This is a genomic window from Corallococcus aberystwythensis, from assembly GCF_003612165.1.
In the GTDB taxonomy this organism is placed as follows: domain Bacteria; phylum Myxococcota; class Myxococcia; order Myxococcales; family Myxococcaceae; genus Corallococcus; species Corallococcus aberystwythensis.
Window position 1 is genome coordinate 24,751 of the sequence record NZ_RAWK01000050.1, and the last position, 18,850, is coordinate 43,600.

14 protein-coding genes are annotated in these 18,850 nt (G+C 71.0%); 8 read left to right on the forward strand and 6 right to left on the reverse strand.

The genetic code is table 11. The features are described 5' to 3' along the window. Nucleotides 1–75: 75 nt before the first annotated feature. From D7W81_RS10590 to D7W81_RS10600, 3 genes are all read right to left on the reverse strand, one after another. Nucleotides 76–3,873: an ATP-binding protein gene (locus tag D7W81_RS10590; RefSeq protein WP_120555224.1), complete on the reverse strand. Its 3,798-nt coding sequence runs from the start codon at nt 3,871–3,873 to the stop codon at nt 76–78. Between the two features lie 161 nt (nt 3,874–4,034). Further along, the gene (locus D7W81_RS10595; protein WP_120555225.1) at nt 4,035–5,306 is read right to left on the reverse strand and encodes a M50 family metallopeptidase; all 1,272 of its coding nucleotides are present in this window, start codon (nt 5,304–5,306) and stop codon (nt 4,035–4,037) included. 19 nt (nt 5,307–5,325) lie between these two features. Then, complete coding sequence (locus D7W81_RS10600; protein WP_120529920.1) at nt 5,326–5,748, reverse strand: NUDIX domain-containing protein; 423 nt, start codon at nt 5,746–5,748, stop codon at nt 5,326–5,328. A 73-nt stretch (nt 5,749–5,821) separates the two neighbouring features. Between D7W81_RS10600 and D7W81_RS10605 the strand changes: the two genes are divergently transcribed. Both D7W81_RS10605 and acs read left to right on the forward strand, forming a co-directional pair. Beyond that, nucleotides 5,822–6,304 (forward strand): hypothetical protein, encoded by a 483-nt coding sequence (locus D7W81_RS10605; protein WP_244227120.1) that lies wholly within the window; start codon nt 5,822–5,824, stop codon nt 6,302–6,304. Nucleotides 6,305–6,367: 63 nt separating this feature from the next. Further along, entirely contained in the window at nt 6,368–8,320 is a 1,953-nt protein-coding gene (gene acs, locus D7W81_RS10610) for an acetate--CoA ligase (protein WP_120555227.1), read from the forward strand. Between the two features lie 16 nt (nt 8,321–8,336). On the opposite strand, the gene D7W81_RS42310 is transcribed toward acs, so the two are convergent. After that, nucleotides 8,337–8,492 carry a hypothetical protein gene (locus tag D7W81_RS42310; RefSeq protein ID WP_158617143.1) on the reverse strand — a complete coding sequence of 52 codons (156 nt, stop codon included), beginning with the start codon at nt 8,490–8,492 and terminating at the stop codon, nt 8,337–8,339. A gap of 230 nt (nt 8,493–8,722) precedes the next feature. Between D7W81_RS42310 and D7W81_RS10615 the strand changes: the two genes are divergently transcribed. The 4 genes from D7W81_RS10615 to dusA all read left to right on the forward strand — a co-directional run bounded on the left by D7W81_RS10615 (nt 8,723) and on the right by dusA (nt 13,273). Continuing rightward, entirely contained in the window at nt 8,723–10,444 is a 1,722-nt protein-coding gene (locus tag D7W81_RS10615) for a dipeptidase (RefSeq protein WP_120555228.1), read from the forward strand. A 139-nt stretch (nt 10,445–10,583) separates the two neighbouring features. Continuing rightward, nucleotides 10,584–11,558 carry a squalene/phytoene synthase family protein gene (locus D7W81_RS10620; RefSeq protein ID WP_120555229.1) on the forward strand — a complete coding sequence of 325 codons (975 nt, stop codon included), beginning with the start codon at nt 10,584–10,586 and terminating at the stop codon, nt 11,556–11,558. Nucleotides 11,559–11,642: 84 nt separating this feature from the next. Further along, the gene (locus D7W81_RS10625) at nt 11,643–12,179 is read left to right on the forward strand and encodes a hypothetical protein (protein ID WP_120555230.1); all 537 of its coding nucleotides are present in this window, start codon (nt 11,643–11,645) and stop codon (nt 12,177–12,179) included. Nucleotides 12,180–12,271: 92 nt separating this feature from the next. Continuing rightward, nucleotides 12,272–13,273 carry a tRNA dihydrouridine(20/20a) synthase DusA gene (gene dusA / locus D7W81_RS10630; RefSeq protein WP_120555231.1) on the forward strand — a complete coding sequence of 334 codons (1,002 nt, stop codon included), beginning with the start codon at nt 12,272–12,274 and terminating at the stop codon, nt 13,271–13,273. Between the two features lies 1 nt (nt 13,274). Here dusA and D7W81_RS10635 read toward each other — a convergent pair whose 3' ends face one another. Further along, nucleotides 13,275–14,333 carry a ribonuclease T2 family protein gene (locus D7W81_RS10635; protein WP_120555232.1) on the reverse strand — a complete coding sequence of 353 codons (1,059 nt, stop codon included), beginning with the start codon at nt 14,331–14,333 and terminating at the stop codon, nt 13,275–13,277. Nucleotides 14,334–14,506: 173 nt separating this feature from the next. Here D7W81_RS10635 and D7W81_RS10640 point away from each other — a divergent pair, with 173 nt between their 5' ends. Continuing rightward, nucleotides 14,507–14,908, forward strand: coding sequence for a cupin domain-containing protein (locus D7W81_RS10640; RefSeq protein WP_120555233.1), 402 nt, complete (start codon nt 14,507–14,509; stop codon nt 14,906–14,908). Between the two features lie 23 nt (nt 14,909–14,931). On the opposite strand, the gene D7W81_RS10645 is transcribed toward D7W81_RS10640, so the two are convergent. Further along, nucleotides 14,932–16,719: a hydroxysqualene dehydroxylase gene (locus D7W81_RS10645; protein WP_158621542.1), complete on the reverse strand. Its 1,788-nt coding sequence runs from the start codon at nt 16,717–16,719 to the stop codon at nt 14,932–14,934. A 469-nt stretch (nt 16,720–17,188) separates the two neighbouring features. Between D7W81_RS10645 and D7W81_RS10650 the strand changes: the two genes are divergently transcribed. Next, nucleotides 17,189–18,850, forward strand: a 1,662-nt coding sequence (locus D7W81_RS10650) for a chemotaxis protein CheA (RefSeq protein ID WP_167508045.1), incomplete at its 3' end; no start/stop codon positions are given.

Sequence of the window (18,850 nt, forward strand, 5' to 3'; positions counted from 1 at the left end):
AGCATAAAGCCTTCACGGCCGCCCGGCCCGGCTTCGTGGGGCCTGACGTCCCCTGGACGACGGGCGGCCTGCTCCTCAGGCGCCCGTCAGGTCCTTGAGCAGCGTCTCCAGCGTCTCGAAGTGCAGCGGCTTCACCAGGTGCGCGTCGAAGCCGGCGGCCTTGCTGCGCTGGCGGTCGGACTCCTGGCCGTACCCCGTCACCGCCACCAGCTTCATGGGACGGGGCTCCTCCTGCTGGCGCAGCAGCCGGGCCAGCTCGTAGCCGTCCATCACCGGCAGGCCGATGTCCAGGAGCGCGATTTCGGGGCGGAACGCCTTCGCCGCCTCCAGGCCCGTGGGGCCGTCGTAGGCCACGCGCGTCGTGCACCCCAGGAACTCCAGGGACTCGGAGAGCACGTCCGCCGCGTCCCGGTTGTCATCCACGATGAGCACGCGCGCGCTCACGGAGGTGGGCTCCGGCGGCACCAGCGCGCCGGGCTGCGGCGTGGGCAGCGCGGCGGGGACCTCCGCCTCCAGCGCGGGCAGGCGCACGGTGAAGGTGCTGCCCAGGCCCCGGCCCTGGCTGTGCGCGCTGATGGTGCCCTCGTGCAGCGTCACCAGGCTGCGCGCGATGGCGAGCCCCAGCCCCAGTCCTCCCTGGGAGCGGTCCAGGGCCTGGTGCTCCTGCACGAAGAGGTCGAACACGCGGGGCAGGATGTCCGGCGCGATGCCCACGCCGGTGTCGCGCACGCTCACCACCAGCTCCTGGTCCTCGCGCGTGCCCGTGATGGCGAGGAAGCCGCCCGGCTCCGTGTACTTGGCGGCGTTGGTGAGCAGGTTGGCGAACACCTGCGCCAGGCGCGTGGGGTCGCCGTTCAGGTCCGAGCCGCGCTCGGGCAGCTCCACCTCCAGCGTGTGCTGGCGCTGATCAATGAGCGGGCTCACCTGCTCGATGGCCTTCGCCACCACGTCGGTGAGCGTGACGCGCTCGCGCTTGAGGGTCACCTTGCCCCGGGTGACGCGGCTGACGTCCAGCAGGTCATCCACCATGCGCACCAGGTGCGTCACCTGCCGCTCGATGAGCGTGCGCTCGCGCTCCGCGCCGGTGTCGCCGCGCAGGCGCATCAGCTGGAGCGCGGTGAGGATGGGGGCCAGGGGGTTGCGCAGCTCATGGCCGAGCATCGCGAGGAACTCGTCCTTCGCGCGGTTGGCGGACTCCGCCTCACGCCGCGCGGTGGCCAGCTCCGTCACCTCGAAGACCACGGCGATGATGCTGTCCACCTGGCCCTGCGCGTTGCTCATGGGCTGGTAGACGAAGTCGAAGAACATCTCCTGCGCGGCCTGCGGACCGTGCTGGAAGACGGCGCGCATCGAGCGGCCGATGTACGGCTCGCCCGTCGTGTAGACGCCGTCCAGCAGCTCGTAGAAGCCCTGGTAGGCCAGGTCCGGCATGGCCTCGCGGACGGGCTTGCCCACCACGTTCCGGTTCGCGATGAGCCGGAGGTAGTTCTGGTTGGCGAACTCGAAGACGTGCTCCGGGCCGCGCAGGATGGCGATGCCCACGGGCGCGTGCTGGAAGATGCGCGCCAGCCGCTCGCCGTGCGCGGCCTCCAGCTTGCGGATCCGGGAACGGGTGAGCTGCGCGGTGACGCGCGAGAGCAGGTCTCGCGTGGAGAAGGGCTTCACCAGGTAGTCATCCGCGCCCGCGGTCAGCCCCTCCTCCTGGGCCTCCTCCCCCGCGCGGGCGGACAGGAGGATGACGGGCACCGTGCGGGTGCGCTCGTCGGCGCGCAGGGCCTGGAGCAGCCCGAAGCCGTCCAGTCCGGGCATCATCACGTCGGACAGGATGAGGTCCGGAGGGCGCGCGAGCGCGGCCTGGAGCGCGGCCTCGCCGTCCGCCACCATCTCCACCGTCCAGTGGGCGCCGAGCAGCCGGCCCACGTACTCGCGCATGTCCGCGTTGTCGTCCGCGAGCAGCACGCGCCCGCGCTCCTCCAATCCCAGCGCGTCCACGCCGGCGGGCTCCGGAGGCCCGCTGTCCTCGTCGGGCGTGGAAGGCACCTCCTTGAGCCACCCCAGGGCGTCGCGCACGTAGGGGTCCGCGCTCGCGGGCAGCGAGCGCTGGCTCGGCATGGACGTCACGTGCTCCCGCGGCAGGTGCGCGAAGCCCGTGGGGATGCACACGGTGAAGGTGGTGCCGCGCTCCAGCTCGCTCTGGACCGTGAGCGTTCCGCCGTGCAGCCGCACCAGCTCGTGCACCAGCGCCAGGCCGATGCCGGACCCTTCGTGGGAGCGCGCGCGGGCGCCGTGCACGCGGTGGAAGCGCTCGAAGAGGCGCGGCAGCTCGTGCGCGGGGATGCCGGTGCCCGTGTCGGTGACGCGCAGCTCGATGTGCCCGTCCCGCAGGGCCTGCGCCACGGTGATGGTGCCGGTGAAGGTGAACTTCAGCGCGTTGGAGACGAGGTTGAGGACGATCTTCTCCCACATCTCGTGGTCCACCCAGGCCGGCTCCGGAAGGGGCGGGCAGTCCACGTCGAGCACCAGCCCCGCGCGCTCGATGGCGGAGCGGAAGGCGCTGGCGAGCCCGGCGGTGAGCGCGGCCAGGTCGGTGGGCTCGTAGGTGGCGCGCACGCGGCCGGCCTCGATGCGCGCGAAGTCCAGCAGCGTGTTGACCAGCTTGCGCAGGCGCACGCCGTTGCGGTGCACCGTCTCCAGCGCGTCGCCCTGGAGCGCGCGCTCGGGGCTGGCGAGCGCGTCCTCGGTGGGGCCCAGCAGCAGCGTGAGCGGCGTGCGCAGCTCGTGGCTGATGTTGCTGAAGAAGGCCGTCTTCGCGCGGTCGAGCGCGGCGAGGGCCTCCGCGCGCTGCCGCTCTTCTTGATAGGCGCGCGCGTTGGCGACCGTGGCGGCGACGTGCTCGGCGGTGGCCTGGAAGAAGGCGTGGTAGGGCGCGTCCAGCAGCCGCCGGGGGCTGACGCCGCCCACGAGGAAGCCGGACGGCCGCGACTGGCCGGGCCGCGTCAGGGGGCGCACCACGGCGAGCGCTGGCGGCGTGTTCCAGCGGCCTCCGGGCAGGGCGGAGAGGCGCGGGCCCAGGTCCTTCACGACGATGGCGCCACCGGTGCGCGCGGCCTCGGCGAAGGGCCAGTCGGTGCCGGACTCGGCGGAGAGGGATTGCTGCGTGGGCAGCGCGGCCAGGACGGTGTCGGACAGACGGGTGCCGCCCGCGAGGCGCGCGGTGACGCCGTCCGCGTCCAGCAGGTAGAGCAGGCTGAAGGGCAGGTCCAGGTCGTTGCCCTCGAGCACCTCCAGGCTGGCGTGGCACGCCTGCTCCGGGGACTTCGCATCCGCGGAGCGGGCCGCCAGGTCGCGCAGCATCCGCAGCTGCCGGTCGTGCTGCACCTCCTGCGTCGTCTCGCGCACGGTGACGAGCACGCCGCCCACGCCGCCCTCTTCGTCGGGGATGGGGCTGTACGAGAACGTGTGGAACGTCTCCTCGATGAACCCGCGGCTGGTGAGGAACAGCGCCAGGTTCTCGCTCCAGGTGGCGGGGCCTCCGTTCAGCACGCTCCGCGCCATGGGGCCGATGACGTCCCAGATGTCCGGCCAGATTCTTTCGCCCGGCGCGCCCATGGAGGCCGGGTGCTTGTGGCCGAGCACCGGCCGGTACGCGTCGTTGTAGATCTGGATCATCTCCGGGCCCCACCACATGAGCATGGGGAACCGGTTGTGGAGCACGACGCCCACCATCGTCTTCAGGCTGATGGGCCAGTCGCGTGAAGGACCCAGCGGCGTGCGGGACCAGTCCAGCGAACGCACCAGCTCACCCATCTCATCGCCGCCCGCGAAGTGACGCTCATCGGAAGAGGAGAGGGTCGGGGGCAGGGGCTGGGGCATGCAGGAGCTCTAGGTCGGTTCGAGGTGGAAACGGGTCCTGGCTTCTAGTGGCGCACACGCGGCCGTGCAATCAACGAGGTTGAACGCAACCATGCGGCACCTGCCATCCAGCAGGCGCTCGGTTCCAGGCTGGATGCCAGCAGGGCAGGCGGGCGGCCGTCTCAGGGAGGCGAGGGCGCCACGACGCGCGCGGCGCCCGCGTCCGGAGCCAGCAGGGGCACGGCGGTCCCGGACGTGCCCGCGTCCGGAGCGAGAGGCGCGGTGGCGGTCCCGGACGTGCCCGCGTCCGTGACCGGAGGTGCGGCAACGGCCACGGGAGCGCCCGCATCCGGAGCGACGGGGGCTACCGTCGCGAGGGGTTCGCCCGCCGGAGCCTTCGTCCCGATGTTTGGCGCCTCCTGCGACGGCAGCGCGCGGCGGATCTCCGCGCCCGCGGTGGCCAGGATGCCAATGGACAGGAAGAGGAACCCGGCCGTCTGCGCCACCGTCTCCACGCGCGGCGGGATGCGCCGGCCGCTCACCGCCTCGATGGCGAGCAGCAGCATCCGGCCTCCGTCCAGTCCCGGCACCGGCACCAGCGTCAGCATCGCCAGCGCCACGGAGGCCGCCACCAGCGCGCGCACCAGCGCATCCACCCCGGACGCGGTGGAAGACGCCACGTCGGAGGACTCCTGGCGCATCAGCGCGCCCGGCCCGGCGCGGCCCGCGGCATGGGGCCCGCGCACCATCGCCCCCAGCGTGGACAGCGCCTCGGACGCCACGCGTCCGGTGTGCACCAGCGACTGGGTGAAGGCCTCGCCGGGCGCGTGCGTGCGGAACACGTACTGCTGGCTCACGCCAATGCGCCCCGCGCCGCGCTCGTCCGCCCGGGGCCGCACCGTCACCGTGCGCGGCTCGCCGTGCCGGTCCACCGACAGCGCCAGCTGCCCGCCCACGCCGTCCGCCACGCGCGTGACGAAGTCCGACCAGCTCTCCAGCGGCTTGCCGTCCACGCCCACCAGCCGGTCTCCGGGAAGCAGCTGCGCCCGCGCCGCCTCGGAACCCGGCACCACCGTGCCCACCGTCAGCGGCACCACCACGTGCGTCCCGGACGAATACAGCGCGAACAACAACCCCAGCGCGACCGCGTAGTTCGCCAGCGGCCCCGCCAGGATGATGGCCATCCGCTTGAGGGGCCCCAGGTTTCCGAAGCCCGACGTGTCCTCCTCCGCGGAGCGGTGCGGGTTCATCCCCTGCAGGTTCGCGGACGCGCCCAGCGGCACCGCGCCCAGCACGAACTGCGTCCCGCCCAGCCGGAACGACAGCAGCGGCGGGCCGAAGCCCACGGTGAAGCGCGGCACCCGCACGCCCAACAGGCGCGCGGCCACCAGGTGCCCCAGCTCATGCACGATGAGCAGCGCCCCGAGCGCCAGGAGGACGAACAGGTAGTGCATCCGCGAAGGCCCGTACCGCCTACAGCTTGCGGCGCTTCCCGGTGCGCTTGTACGTCAGGTAGTCCGACAGGATGGTGCCGTGGTCGAAGCACAGGTCCTTGGGCAGCGCGTCCACGGTGAACGTCTTCGCCTCCGCCGCGTCGTCCGCGCCCACCGGCTCGCCCGTCGCCTTCGCGATGAACACCGTCGAAATCGTGTGCAGGCGCGGGTCCCGCTTCGGATCCGAGTAGCTGAAGAACTGCTCCTCCAGCGTCACGTCCAGGCCCGTCTCCTCCTTGGCCTCGCGGATGGCCGCCTTGTCCAGGGGCTCGCCCTCGTCCACGAAGCCGCCTGGCAGCGCCCAGCCCACGGGCGGGTTCGCGCGGCGGATGAGCACGATGCGCTCGCCGGACAGCTCGATGATGCAATCCACGGTGGGTTTGGGGTTGCGGTATTCAGGCATGGCGTCGCACTCTACCCAAAGCCCCCCGCCGAGCGCCCGTTCCGGATGCCTCCCGTGGGCGATGGTGCGTGCCGTGTCTACCCTGCGACGCCTGTGCCTCACCGCCCTCCTGGCCTCCACCCTGGCGGGCTGCCTGCCCTACAGCCAGAACGAGGGCGAGTACGAGCTCTTCCCCACGGAGACGCTGCGCGACGACTGCGGCCTGCTGGAGAAGTTCCAGGGCAACCTCCAGCTGAGCCTCCAGATCTCCGGCCGCGTGGTGCGCGCGGACTTCGGCGTGCAGAACATGCAGCTGCTCGGCTACTTCCTGGAGGACGGCGAGGCCTTCACCGCCGACGGCAGCGTGGCCAACGTCAGCACCGTCGTCGACGGGACGAATGAGTGCCTGCTCGACCAGGTCCGCGTGCACCTGGACGCGACCACCCGGTGCGCCACCGAGTTCAATGGGCAACTGCGCCTCACCTACGACGCCAACAACAACACCGCCTGCACCTGCGAGCTGTGGCTCCGCTTCGACGGCGTTCAGGGGAACACCCGCTGCGAAGGGAACCCTTGAGATAGCGCGGAGGGCTTCCTACAACAGGAGGGCTGTTCCCACGCTTCAGCTGGAGGAACGCCCATGGCAGACCCGCAGGAAATCGTCTCGGTCCTGACCGAGTCCCGCGTCTTCCCCCCGCCCAAGGAGTTCTCCGAGCGGGCCCACATCCGCGGCATGGAGGACTACCAGCGGCTGTGGGACGAGGCCGCGAAGGATCCGGACAGGTACTGGGGCGACCGCGCCCGCGAGGAGCTCTACTGGAAGGAGCCCTTCCAGACGGTGCTGGACTGGAAGCCGCCCCACGCGCGCTGGTTCGTCGAGGGGAAGACCAACCTCGCCTACAACTGCCTGGACCGGCACCTGCCGAAGCTGAAGGACAAGCCCGCCATCCTCTTCGAGGGCGAGCCGGGCGACCGCCGGAGCATCACCTACGGAGAGCTGTCCGGGCAGGTGAACCGGCTGGCCAACGGCCTCAAGTCGCTGGGCGTGAAGAAGGGCGACCGCGTGGGCATCTACCTGCCCATGGTGCCGGAGGCCGCCGTCGCGATGCTCGCGTGCGCGCGGCTGGGCGCGGTGCACTCCGTCGTCTTCGGCGGCTTCTCCTCGGAGGCGCTCCAGGACCGCATGAAGGACGTGGGCGCCAGGGTGCTGCTCACCGCGGACGGCGGCTGGCGCAAGGGCGCGGTGGTGCCGCTGATGAAGAACGTGGAGGCCGCGCTCCCGAACGTCCCCGGCCTCGAGAAGGTCGTCGTCCTCACGCGCACCGGTGACGGCAAGCTGCCGGAAGGTCCGAAGTTCGTCGCCTGGGACGCGCTGGTGAAGGGCCAGTCCGACGTGTGCGAACCGGAGTGGGTGGAGAGCGAACACCCGCTGTTCGTCCTCTACACGTCCGGCTCCACCGGGAAGCCCAAGGGCGTGCTGCACACCACGGCGGGCTACGCGATGAACGCGTCGCTCACCACGCGCTGGGTGTTCGACCTGCGCGACGACGACGTCTACTGGTGCACCGCGGACGTGGGCTGGGTGACGGGCCACACGTACGTCGTCTACGGCCCGCTGATGAACGGCGTCACCACCATCATCTACGAAGGCGCGCCCACGCAGCCGGGGCCGGACCGCTTCTGGGACATCATCGAGCGCTACAAGGCCACCATCCTCTACACCGCGCCCACCGCCATCCGCGCCTTCATGCGCCTGGGCGATGAGCCGGTGAAGAAGCACGACCTGTCCTCGCTGCGCCTCCTGGGCAGCGTGGGCGAGCCCATCAACCCCGAGGCGTGGATGTGGTACCGCGACGTCATCGGCGGGGGGCGCTGCCCCGTGGTGGACACGTGGTGGCAGACGGAGACGGGCTGCATCATGGTCTCACCGCTGCCCGGCGCCACGCCCACCAAGCCCGGCTCGGCCACCTTCCCGCTGCCCGGCATCCACGCCGAAATCCTGGACCGCGACGGCAAGCGCGTGCCCAAGGGGCAGGGCGGGCTGCTCTTCGTGACGAAGCCCTGGCCGTCCATGCTGCGCACCGTGTACGGGGACCCGGAGCGGTACGTGAGCACGTACTTCAGCGAGCTGCCCGGCATGTACTTCACCGGCGACGGCGCGCGCACGGACCCGGACGGCTACGTGTGGCTGATGGGGCGCGTGGACGACGTGGTGAACGTCGCGGGCCACCGCCTGGGCACCGCGGAGGTGGAGAGCGCGCTCGTGGCGCACCCGAAGGTGGCCGAGGCCGCGGTGGTGGGCCGCCCGGATGACCTGAAGGGCACGGCGCTGGTGGCCTTCGTGACGCTCAAGCAGGGGAACGCTCCCTCGGACGCACTCAAGAAGGAGCTGGCCGTGCACGTGGGCAAGGAGATTGGTGCCATCGCGCGGCCGGATGAGATCCGCTTCGCGGAAGGGCTGCCCAAGACGCGCTCGGGGAAGATCATGCGCCGGCTCTTGCGCGACGTGGCCGCGGGCAAGCAGTCCTCGCAGGACACCACCACGCTGGAGGACCTCAACGTGCTGGCGGCGCTGCGCCAGAACGACGAGTAGCCCTCACGGCCGTCCCTCAAGGGTCCTTCGCGTCCTTCTGGGGGCGGCCGTACTTGTCCTTCACCTGATCCCGGTCCGCCTTGCTCCACCAGATGCGGGAGCTCCACAGGGCGGGCCCCAGGACGACCGTGAGGACGAAGAACACCACCAGGCCCACCACGATCTCCGTCACGGCTTCCTCCAGCGGGAGCCTCCGGGGCTGGGACGGCCCCGGGGCGCGAAAAGCCAACCCTAGCGTCCCCGTCCGGGCGGTGCCATCCAGCGTGAGGGCCGGGAAGTAGCGGGGCGCTCGGTGTCCATCGGCTTCACGCATGGTGTCGTGCGGCAGGGGCCCGGGTGCCCGACGGTCGGGCAACCTGTCCGGGCGGGCAGCGGGCGGCGGTCCTGCTAGATTGCGCCGCCATGAACCGATTCCCTTCCATCCTCTTCACCGCGCTGCCGCTGACTGCGGTGCTGGTGGCCCCCGTCGTCGCGGACGCCTGCACCAGCATGCTGGTGACGAAGGGCGCCACGACGGACGGCTCCACGTTCATCACCTACGCGGCGGACGCGCACGAGCTGTACGGCGAGCTTTACTACACGCCCGCGCGCCGCCACGCGGCCGGCGCCATGCGCGACGTGATGGAGTGGGACACCGGCAAGTTCCTGGGCCGCATCAAGCAGCCGGCCGCCACGTACTCCGTGGTGGGCAACATGAACGAGCACCAGCTCTCCATCAGCGAGTCCACGTTCACGGGCCGCAAGGAGCTGGAGGGGCCCGCGGGCATCATCGACTACGGCTCGCTCATCTACATCGCGCTGGAGCGCGCGAAGTCCGCGCGCGAGGCCATCCAGGTGATGACGGACCTGGTCGCCGAGTACGGCTATGCCTCCACCGGTGAGACGTTCTCCATCGCCGACCCGAAGGAGGCGTGGCTCCTGGAGATGATTGGCAAGGGTGAGGGCCAGAAGGGCGCGGTGTGGGTGGCCCGGAAGCTGCCGGACGGCGCCATCTCCGCGCACGCCAACCAGTCGCGCATCCGCCAGTTCCCGCTCAACGACAGCGCCACCACGCTGTACGCGCCGGACGTCATCTCCTTCGCGCGCGCGAAGGGCTGGTACAAGGGCGCGGACAAGGACTTCAGCTTCGCGGACACGTACCACCCGCTGGACTTCGGCGGGCAGCGCTTCAGCGAGGCGCGCGTGTGGAGCATCTTCCGCCGCGCGGCCCCGTCCCTGAAGCTGGGCGTGGAGTACGCGGACGGCGCGGACACCACGAAGCGGCTGCCCCTGTGGGTGAAGCCGGACAAGAAGGTGTCCGTGCAGGACGCCATGGCGCTCATGCGCGACCACTTCGAGGGCACGCCGCTGGACATGTCCAAGGACGTGGGCGCGGGGCCCTACGCGGTGCCCTACCGCTGGCGCCCCATGACGTGGGACGTGGACGGCAAGAGCTACGTGCACGAGCGCGCCATCTCCACGCAGCAGACGGGCTTCTCCTTCGTCGCGCAGATGCGCTCGTCGCTGCCGGACGCCATTGGCGGCGTGCTCTGGTTCGGCGTGGATGACACCTTCACCACCGTCTACACGCCCATGTACGCGGGCATCCGGCAGGTGCCGAAGAACTTCGCGCAGGGCGTGGCCAGCCGCGGCGAGTTCTCCTGGGACTCGTCCTTCTGGGTCTTCAACTGGGTGTCGAACCAGGCCTACGGGCGCTGGAGCGACATGATTGTCGACGTGCAGAAGGCGCAGGGGGACCTGGAGGGCCAGTTCCTGGCGGATCAGGCCAACGTGGAGAGCATCGCGCAGGTGCTCTACAAGCGGACGCCGGAGCAGGCCCGCCAGTACCTCACCGAGTATTCCCTGCAGCAGGGCGACAAGGTCCACGCGCGCTGGCGCAAGCTGGGCGAGCAGATGCTGGTGAAGTACATCGACGGCAACGTGCGCGACGCCACCGGCAAGGTGGGCCACCCGCGCTACCCGGACGCGTGGTACCGCCGCATCGCGGCCGACAACGGCAAGATGCTGGAGTCGCGTGAGAAGCCGGAGCCGAAGCCCGTGGCCGCGCCGGTCCCCGCCGCCCCGGCCCAGCCCGCGGCCCCCGCGCAGCCCGCGGCGAAGCCGACGGTCGCTCCGGCGCCCTGAAGCCCCTGGAAGACCCGTCGCGCGGGTGTCCGTTGTGGGACCCGCGCGCCGGGCGCGCATGTTCTCGCGTGTGTCGGTGGGTGGCTTGTGGCAGTGAGGGCCCGGGCGGAAGGACTCGCCCGTTCCGGAGGACGGTTCCTTGAGTGACGCCCCCACCGCGACGGTCCCCCTGCCGTTCCGGGATGAAGAGCTGGCGGACTTCCTTGAGCGGACCAGCCGCACGTTCGCGCTGGCCATCCCGCTGCTCGAAGAGCCCCTGCGCCGGGAGGTGGGCCTCGGCTACCTCCTCCTGCGCGTCGCCGACACGCTGGAGGACGCCGCCCCCTGGACGCGCGACGAGCGGCGCCAGGCGCTGGCCGCCTTTGAAACCCTGCTCGAGGAGCCCCCGGGCGCGGACGCGGAGGCCCTGTCGCGCGAGTGGCTGACGCGTCCTCCCAGCGAGAACGCGGGCTACCTGGACCTCCTCGCGAGCACCCCCACGCTGCTGGCCAGCCTGGACGCGCTGCGCCCGGAGGCCGGCGCCATCCTCCGCCACTTCGTGCGCAAGACGGTGCAGGGCATGGGGCAGGTGCTGGCGGGCGCCTCCGAAGGGGGTCTGCTGCGGCTGGAGTCGCTCCAGGCCCTGCGTGACTATTGCTACATCGTGGCGGGACTGGTGGGCGAGCTGCTCACGGAGCTGTTCGTCCTGGATCCGCGCCTCGCGCCGTACGCGCCGAACCTGCGCTCCCTGGCCCCGCTGTTCGGCGAGGGGCTGCAGCTGGTCAACATCCTCAAGGACGCGCGGCAGGACCGGAAGGAAGGCCGCGTGTGGCTGCCGGACGGGGTCCAGCTCCAGGACGTGGAGCGGCTGGCGGGTGAGGACCTGGTCGCGGCCGCGCGCTACGTGCGGGCCCTGCACCTGGCCGGGGCGCCCCGGGACGTGCTCGCCTTCACCACGCTGCCGCTGCTGCTGGCCCAGGCCACGCTGGAGCTGCTGGTGCGCGACGGCGCGGGCGCCAAGGTGTCGCGCGCGGTGGTGTCCGCCCAGCTGAACACCCTCCTGGCCGCGCTCGACCGGGGCATGCTCCCGGAGGCCGTGGAGGCGCTCGCCGGGCCCGTGCCGGGAGGCCCCTGAAAAGCGTTGGCTGGGAAGCAACTCCTGGGCACTGACGCCGGATAATTCCGGTGCAGGTGTTCCCCCTCTGGAGTCGTGTCCCCCATGAACTGCGCCCGCTCGGCCCCGGCGGTCATCGTCTACTTCCCCGCGCGTTCTGAGGCGGCGCCCCTGCGGGTACACCGCCGCGCGGCGCGGCTGGAGCGGCAGGCCCAGGGGGGAGGCCTGCCGTTCGCCGCCACGCGTCAGCGCGGGCTGTGGACGTTCCATACGCCGGCGGGGCCGGAGCGGTGGCTGCCCGGCCGGGTGCGCGGACAGGACCGGATGCATGCGTTCCTGGTGGAGGTGCTGGGCTTCGGCGCGCACATCCAGGCGTATGACGTGGCGGCGGACACGCGCAGCGACTCGCTGCCCGGGCACCCGGACTTCGCGAAGAACTTCGACCTGTTCCTCCACCACTACGCGGGGGCGCTGCTCAAGCACGCGGCGCCGGAGGTGGCCTTCGGCCGCGCGCTGGGGCAGGTGGTGATGCTCAACGGCCAGCAGTGGGCCGGGCTGGGCTTCACGCTGACGGACGCCGGCCAGCGGCTGGTGGACGCGTGGCTCGCGGAGCAGGGCGTGGTGCTCAGCGCTCCCGCTTGAGCCCTTGTCCGGTGCACGCCAGCCCGCCTGCCTTCGGAGGGGGCCTCGGGAGACCCTGGGCGGACGGCGGGAGTCCGGATATGGGTAGGGCGATGACTGCCCTGGCCTACCCCATGCCGCTGTGTGTCGCGCCGATGATGGACTGGACGGACCGGCACTGCCGGTACTTCTTCCGGCTCATCTCCCGCCACACGCTGCTCTACACGGAGATGGTGACCACGGGCGCGGTGCTCCACGGCAAGCGCGACCGCCTGCTGGGCTTCACGCCCGCCGAGCACCCGGTGGCCCTCCAACTGGGCGGCTCCGAGCCCGCGGACCTGGCCGCCTCCGCGCGCATTGGCGAGGAGTGGGGCTACGACGAGATCAACCTCAACGTGGGCTGCCCCAGTGACCGCGTGCAGTCCGGCCGCTTTGGCGCGTGCCTGATGGCGGAGCCGGACCTCGTCGCCCGCGGTGTCGCCGCCATGCGCGAAGCGGTGCGCATCCCCGTGACGGTGAAGTCGCGCATCGCCATCGACGACCTGGAGGAGTGGCCCACGCTGGAGGACTTCGTGCGGCGCGTCTCCGCGGCGGGCTGCACGCGCTTCATCGTGCACGCGCGCAAGGCATGGCTGCAGGGCCTGTCCCCCAAGGAGAACCGGGACGTGCCCCCCCTGCGCTACGACCTGGTGCACCGGCTCAAGGCGGAGTTCCCGCACCTGGACATCAGCCTCAACGGCGGCATCAAGACGCTGGACGCGGCGGCGGAGCACCTGGGCCGCGTGGACGGCGTGATGATGGGCCGCGCGCCCTACGAATCCCCCTACCTCCTGGCGGACGCGGACCGGCGCTTCTTCGGAAGCACGCAGGCCCCGCTCACGCGGCACGAGGTGGTGGACGCGATGCTGCCGTACATCGAAACGCAGCTGAGCCAGGGGGCGCCGCTGGGCGCCATCACCCGGCACATGCTGGGCCTCTTCCAGGGACTGCCCGGCGCGCGCGCCTGGCGCCGGCACCTGAGCGAGAACGCCCACAAGGACGGCGCGGATCCGGAGCTCGTGCGCGTGGCCGCCGCGAAGGTGCCTCGCGACGCGGGCCTCCAGGCCGTGGCCTGATTCAGCGCTTTGGCACGGTGGTGCAGCACCCGGAGCGCGCGCAGCGGACCCAGCCCTGGTCCTGGCAGAGCTGATCATTCGTGCACGCGGGGCCCTGGCCCGGCTGCCCGCAGGTGGAGGACGGTCCGCCGCCCGGGTCGAAGGGCTTCGCGGCTTGAATCTTCACGGTGGGGCAGCGGGGCTGCGAGCCATTGCCCACGCAGCTGTTGGTCCCGCCGCTCTTCACGTTCCCCGGACACGTCATGCGCGCGGCGGGGCGCCGCTGATCATCCACGGAGAAGCAGACGCCCACCTCCGTGAGGTTGCAGCCTGAATCGCAAGCGAACGCCACGCTGTCACCCTGGCCGAACGAGGCGCGCAGCTCCTCCAGCGCCACGCTGCCGCCGACGTTGTCCGTGATCGCGGCCGGCGTCCCCTGGTCGCCCGGCAATGACAGCAGCGCGTCGATGTTGCTCTGGAAATAGGTCCTCGCATCCATCCCCGTGCAGCTGCCGTGCTTGGGCCATTCATGGTTCGCGAGGAAGAAGTTGTCCGTGACGAAGCCCGGGCCGTAGGTGCCCATGGCGGGTGGAATCGTGGCGGGGTCCGGGAAGCACCGCGAGGGGGCGTTGCTGCCCTGACATTCGCAGAGCCCGCCACAGTATGCCGGGTAGGTGCATTTGTTCTCCTGCGCCTCCGCGTCGGTGAACTGCGGCCACAGCCCGTGGATCGTCAGGTGCGTCCCGCCGAAGGTGCCCTCCAGGTGTTCGCACTCCTCCTTGTCCGGATGGGTCCGGCAGAAGGTGGGCGCCCAGGTCAGCGCGAGCAGGTACGCGCCAAAGCGTGGCGTGGCGCACGCGCCCCCTTCCTTCGCGGTCGCGTCGGCCTTGAAGCAATTGCAGGCGGTGGCCTGGGCCCGTCCGAACTCGAACTCGATGGCTTCCGGCTTCGCCAGGTGGAGCGGCCGGGCGGTGGCGGTGGGCGGCGTGGGAGGCGGCGCGGGAGGCGGCTCGGAATGCGTGCGGCATCCCTGCGCGACAACGAGACACGCCCACAGGGCAAGGCGCGACGGAAGGCGCATGGCTCGACTCCCCCTTGGTACCAGGTCGACTGCGGCACGAAGGTACGGAGGTGGGGACGGGCGCTACACCCCGTGCTCCAGTCCACCGCCGTGTCCGGGCCCGGACCCTTTCCTCCAGCGCGCGCGGCCCCCAGTTTTCCTCTTGGGACCCATTCACCCGGAGGAGTCACACCATGGCACGCGCCATCATCAAGAAGGCCAACGAGGCGGACGAGCGCCGGCCCTTCATTTCGCACGGAGAGGCCACCATCCTGAACCTGGGAGCACTCAGCATTGGCCGGGGCCACTTCGAGCCCGGCTGGCAATGGTCGCAGCACGTGAAGCCCATCGCGGGCACGGAGAGCTGCGAGGTGGTCCACACCCTCAGCGTCCTGTCCGGGCGGATGCACATCCAGATGGAGGACGGTCAGGAGCTGGACCTGGAGCCGGGCGACGTCGCCTTCGTTCCGTCAGGCCATGACGCCTGGGTCGTGGGCGATGAGCCCTGCCGCGTCGTCGACTTCACCGGCGCGGAGGACTACGCCGTGGCCAGGGGCGGCAAGCAGGAGGAACCCACGCAGCCGTCCCTCCAATAGCCCCCGCGAGCAGGCGAGGCGCTTCAGCGGACGCCCAGCCGCGCCAGCAGCGTGTCGACCATGCCGGTGACGCGGAATTGATCCAACCAGTCATCCACGTCGGTGATGCCCGTGACGGCCGCGTACCGGCGCAGCACGTCCGCTGCCTGGAGCGCGGTGTGCAGGCCGAGCAACTCGAACAGGTGCGGGCGTCCGCGCTGATACAGCGCCGTGTCCAGGCGCTTCCAGGGCTCCAGCCACGCGGGCTCCTCCAGGGGCCAGATGGCCGCGCGGCCCGCCTGTGAATGCGTCCGGTCGAGGATGGCATTGGCGGCGCGGCGGCCCGCCTCGCACGCTCCCTCCATGGAGGCCAGGTCCGTGTGCGTGCGGACGAAATCCCCCGCGAGGCAGAGGTTGGGAATGGCGCTCGCGGCCTCCGGACGCACCTCCCAGGAGCCGGGCGGATGGACCAGCAGGCCGGACGAGTTGAGCGGCGGCAGCCCCTTGGCGTAGTCCAGGTCCGAGTCCAGGTGGAAGGAGTGCAGCAGCTCGTCCGTCAGCACCTGCTCCTCCGCGTCCCTGCCGTTGAGCGCGGCCTTGAGCTGTCCCCAGACCTCCGTCTTGATCTCCTCCGGCGTGCAGTCCTTCGCGCGCTTCGGAACGAACGTGCCGGGCGTGTTCCAATCCGAGATGTCGATGGACAACAGCCCGCCCACCTGTCCGTCCCCGAACTGGCGCCGGAACAGGCCCAGCTCGCGCCAGAACTGCGGCTGCGAGATGGACGTCAGTGCCCACGGCGAGTCCGGATAGAAGGTGTGGCCGCGCACCAGCGGCACGTCCTCGTAGAGGAAGAACTGGATGCCCACCATCCAGGACACCAGCTCCTCCACGTTGGCCGCGCGCAGCCGCGCCAGCGCCGGGTCCAACGCGGCCAGCTCCGGCGTGATGAGGGCATGCGCCGCTTCCAGGGGCACCGCGAGCACGTAGTGGTCGGCCGCGCGGAACTCGCTGTTGGCGAAGCGGATGCCGGAGATGCGGCCGCTCGCGACGTCGAAGCCGGTGCAGCGGGTGCCCGCGTGGAACTGGACGCCCAGGCCGCGCAGGTGGGCGACCCAGGGGTCCAGCCACATCTGGCTGGTGGGGCCGCCCATCGTCCGGTCGTTGTTCACCCCGCTCTGCGCGAAGTCGAGGATGAGCTGCATGGAGATGGCGCCAATCGTTCGCGCGGATCCCCGCTTCGGGTCCATGGCGACCATCGTGCGCGGCACGGCCCGCAGCTGCCGCTGGAACTTCGGCGAGTACAGGTCGCCCTGCGCGAAGTCCCACCACGACAGCTGCTCGTACTGGCCAAACCGGCGCGCTTCGCTGGATGAGAGGAATTGAAGGATCTTGAGGCTGTGGAGGCTGCTGTCGGCCTGGTCGATGTCCAGCTTCTGGAAGAACAGCTCCAGCGCTTCCAGCACGTCGTACGGCTTGTCCAGCCGGCGGCGGGAGAAGCGGTACCACGTGTCCTCGTCGATGAGCGCGATGGCGCTCTCCGTGGTGGCCCGGAGGTGAGAATCCACGGTGGGGGTGGCCACACCGGGAACCGCGGGCGTCCGCTGCATCATGTCGATGACGTGGCGGTAGAAGCGCGGGTAGAAGCGGAAGCCGTGCTCGCCCGGCAGATCGCGCCGCCCGTCCGTCCCCGTACCGGCCACGGGCTGCGAGCGCGCCTTCCCGCCCCAGGTCGTCCGCGTGTCGAAGACGTGGACCTCGAAGCCACGCTCCACCAGTTCGTGCGCGGCCGTCAGACCCGCGACTCCGCCTCCCACCACGATGACGCTGGGCATGCAGTTCCTCCGGCCGTCGGCTGTGTACTCAAGCGAGCGTCGCGCATGAGCCGGCGAGTCCGCATCACCCCGGAGTGCGAGTGAGTGTCTTGGACAAACGTACGAGACGCACTGTGTTGGGTGTGGATGGAATTGAAACATGTAACTCGGGACAGGCGAGAGATGTCTCCATCTGTCGATGTCTGTCATCCAACCCGGGACGTCCTGCTCTGACTCCGAGCGCCGCCTGCCCGCTGATTCCAACTGAGCGTGAAATCAGCGGTGAGGTTGTTTCCTTTTGTTTAATTGGATACTGTTGATTTCTCGATTGATTCCTCGCCTGGGGGTCGGCCCACCTTCATGGCAATGCCTTGCATCTTGAGGAAGGGGGGCGCGTGTCGCTGTTCCTGAAGGACCCTCCAGCTGTCCCCATGCGTGCGCGGATGGCCCTTCGCTCCCGGAGCGGAAGGTGACGACAGGCCCGGGGGACATGTCGTCGGAAACCACCGCGGAATGGCAGAAGGTGCTGGCCGTCTTCGCGGACGAGGCGGAGGGGCTGGTCTCCTCCATGGAAGAGAACCTCATCGCGCTCGAGGTCTCTCCGGCGGAAGGGCTGCTCCAGGACATCCTGCGCGGGGCCCACACGCTGAAGGGCGCGGCGGGGTCGCTCGGCTTCCAGGCCGTGACGGACTACACGCACGGCGTCGAGGACCTCCTCCAGGCCCTGCTCGACGGGCGCCTTGCCCCGGACGAAACGCGGGTGTCGCTGCTGCTCGGCGCGATGGACCACCTTCGCGAACTGTCCCGGGCGTCGCTCGCGGGCGTGGACTCGCTGGGCGCGGTGCACCAGGCCCACCTCGTCCGGCTGCGCGAGGGCATCGTCGCGGGGGCCCCCACGGCGGCGCCGTCCCTCCCCATCGCCCTGCCGCGCCTGCCGGAGCCGCGCAGCTCGGGGCGGGGCCGCGCGCGCATGGACCTGGAGCGCCTGGACCGCATCGTCACGCTCACCGCGGAGCTGTCCGTGGCGCGCGGCCGGATGGCGCAATTCCTGTCCCGCGCGGAGGAGTCCGGGGCCCACTGGGAGGACGCGCTCAACCAGCAGCGGGAGATGGACCCGCTCTTCGAGGCGCTCCAGGAAGAGGTGATGAAGGTGCGGATGGTCCCGGTGGGACCGCTGTTCCGTCAGCACCTGCGCACCGTGCGCGACCTGGCCCGCTCCCAGCAGAAGCTGGCCCAATTGGAGCTGGAGGGCGAGGACGCCACGCTGGACACCGCGGTGCTGGACGCGCTGCGCGACCCGCTGCTCCACCTGCTGCGCAACGCGCTGGACCACGGCATTGAAACGCCGGACCAGCGGCGGGCCGCGGGCAAGGACCCCCGGGGCCGCCTGCGGCTCAAGGCCTACCATGACGCCGGCAGCGTGGTGGTGGAGCTGTCCGACGACGGCCGGGGCATCCAGCGCGAGCGCGTCCGCGAGCGCGCGCGGCAGCGGGGGCTGGTCGCGGCGCCCGAGCGGCTGCGCGATGACGAGCTGTTGCGCCTCATCTTCGAGCCCGGCTTCTCCACTGCCACCGAGGTGACGGAGCTGTCCGGCCGCGGCGTGGGCATGGACGTGGTGCGCCGGGACATCGAGGCCCTGCGCGGCTCCGTGTCCATCCAGAGCCAGGAGGGGCAGGGCACCACGCTGACGCTGCGGCTGCCGCTCACGCTCGCCGTCATCCAGGGCTTCGCCATGGGCGTGGGGGACCAGGTGTACGTCGTCCCCATCGAGGGCGTGCAGGAGTGCATGGAGGTCCCCGCCGGCGAGCGCACGTCGGAGGCGGCGGGAGTGCTGTCCCTGCGCGGCCAGCCGCTGCCGTACCTGCGGCTTCGCCAGGTGTTCTGCCTGGGCGGCGGCATGCCGGCCCGGGAGAACGTGGTCGTCCTCAGGCACCCGGATGGCGTCATCGGGCTGGCGGTGGATGAGCTCCAGGGCGAGGGCCAGCGGGTCATCCGGCCCCTGGGGCGCCTCTTCCAGAACATCCCCGGCATCTCCGGCTCCACCATCCTGGGGGACGGCCGGGTGGGGCTGCTGCTGGACACGCCCACGCTGGTGCGCAGGGCCATCCTCCACGCCTCCGAAGTCGCGGTCAGTCCTCCCGCTCCCCTGGAA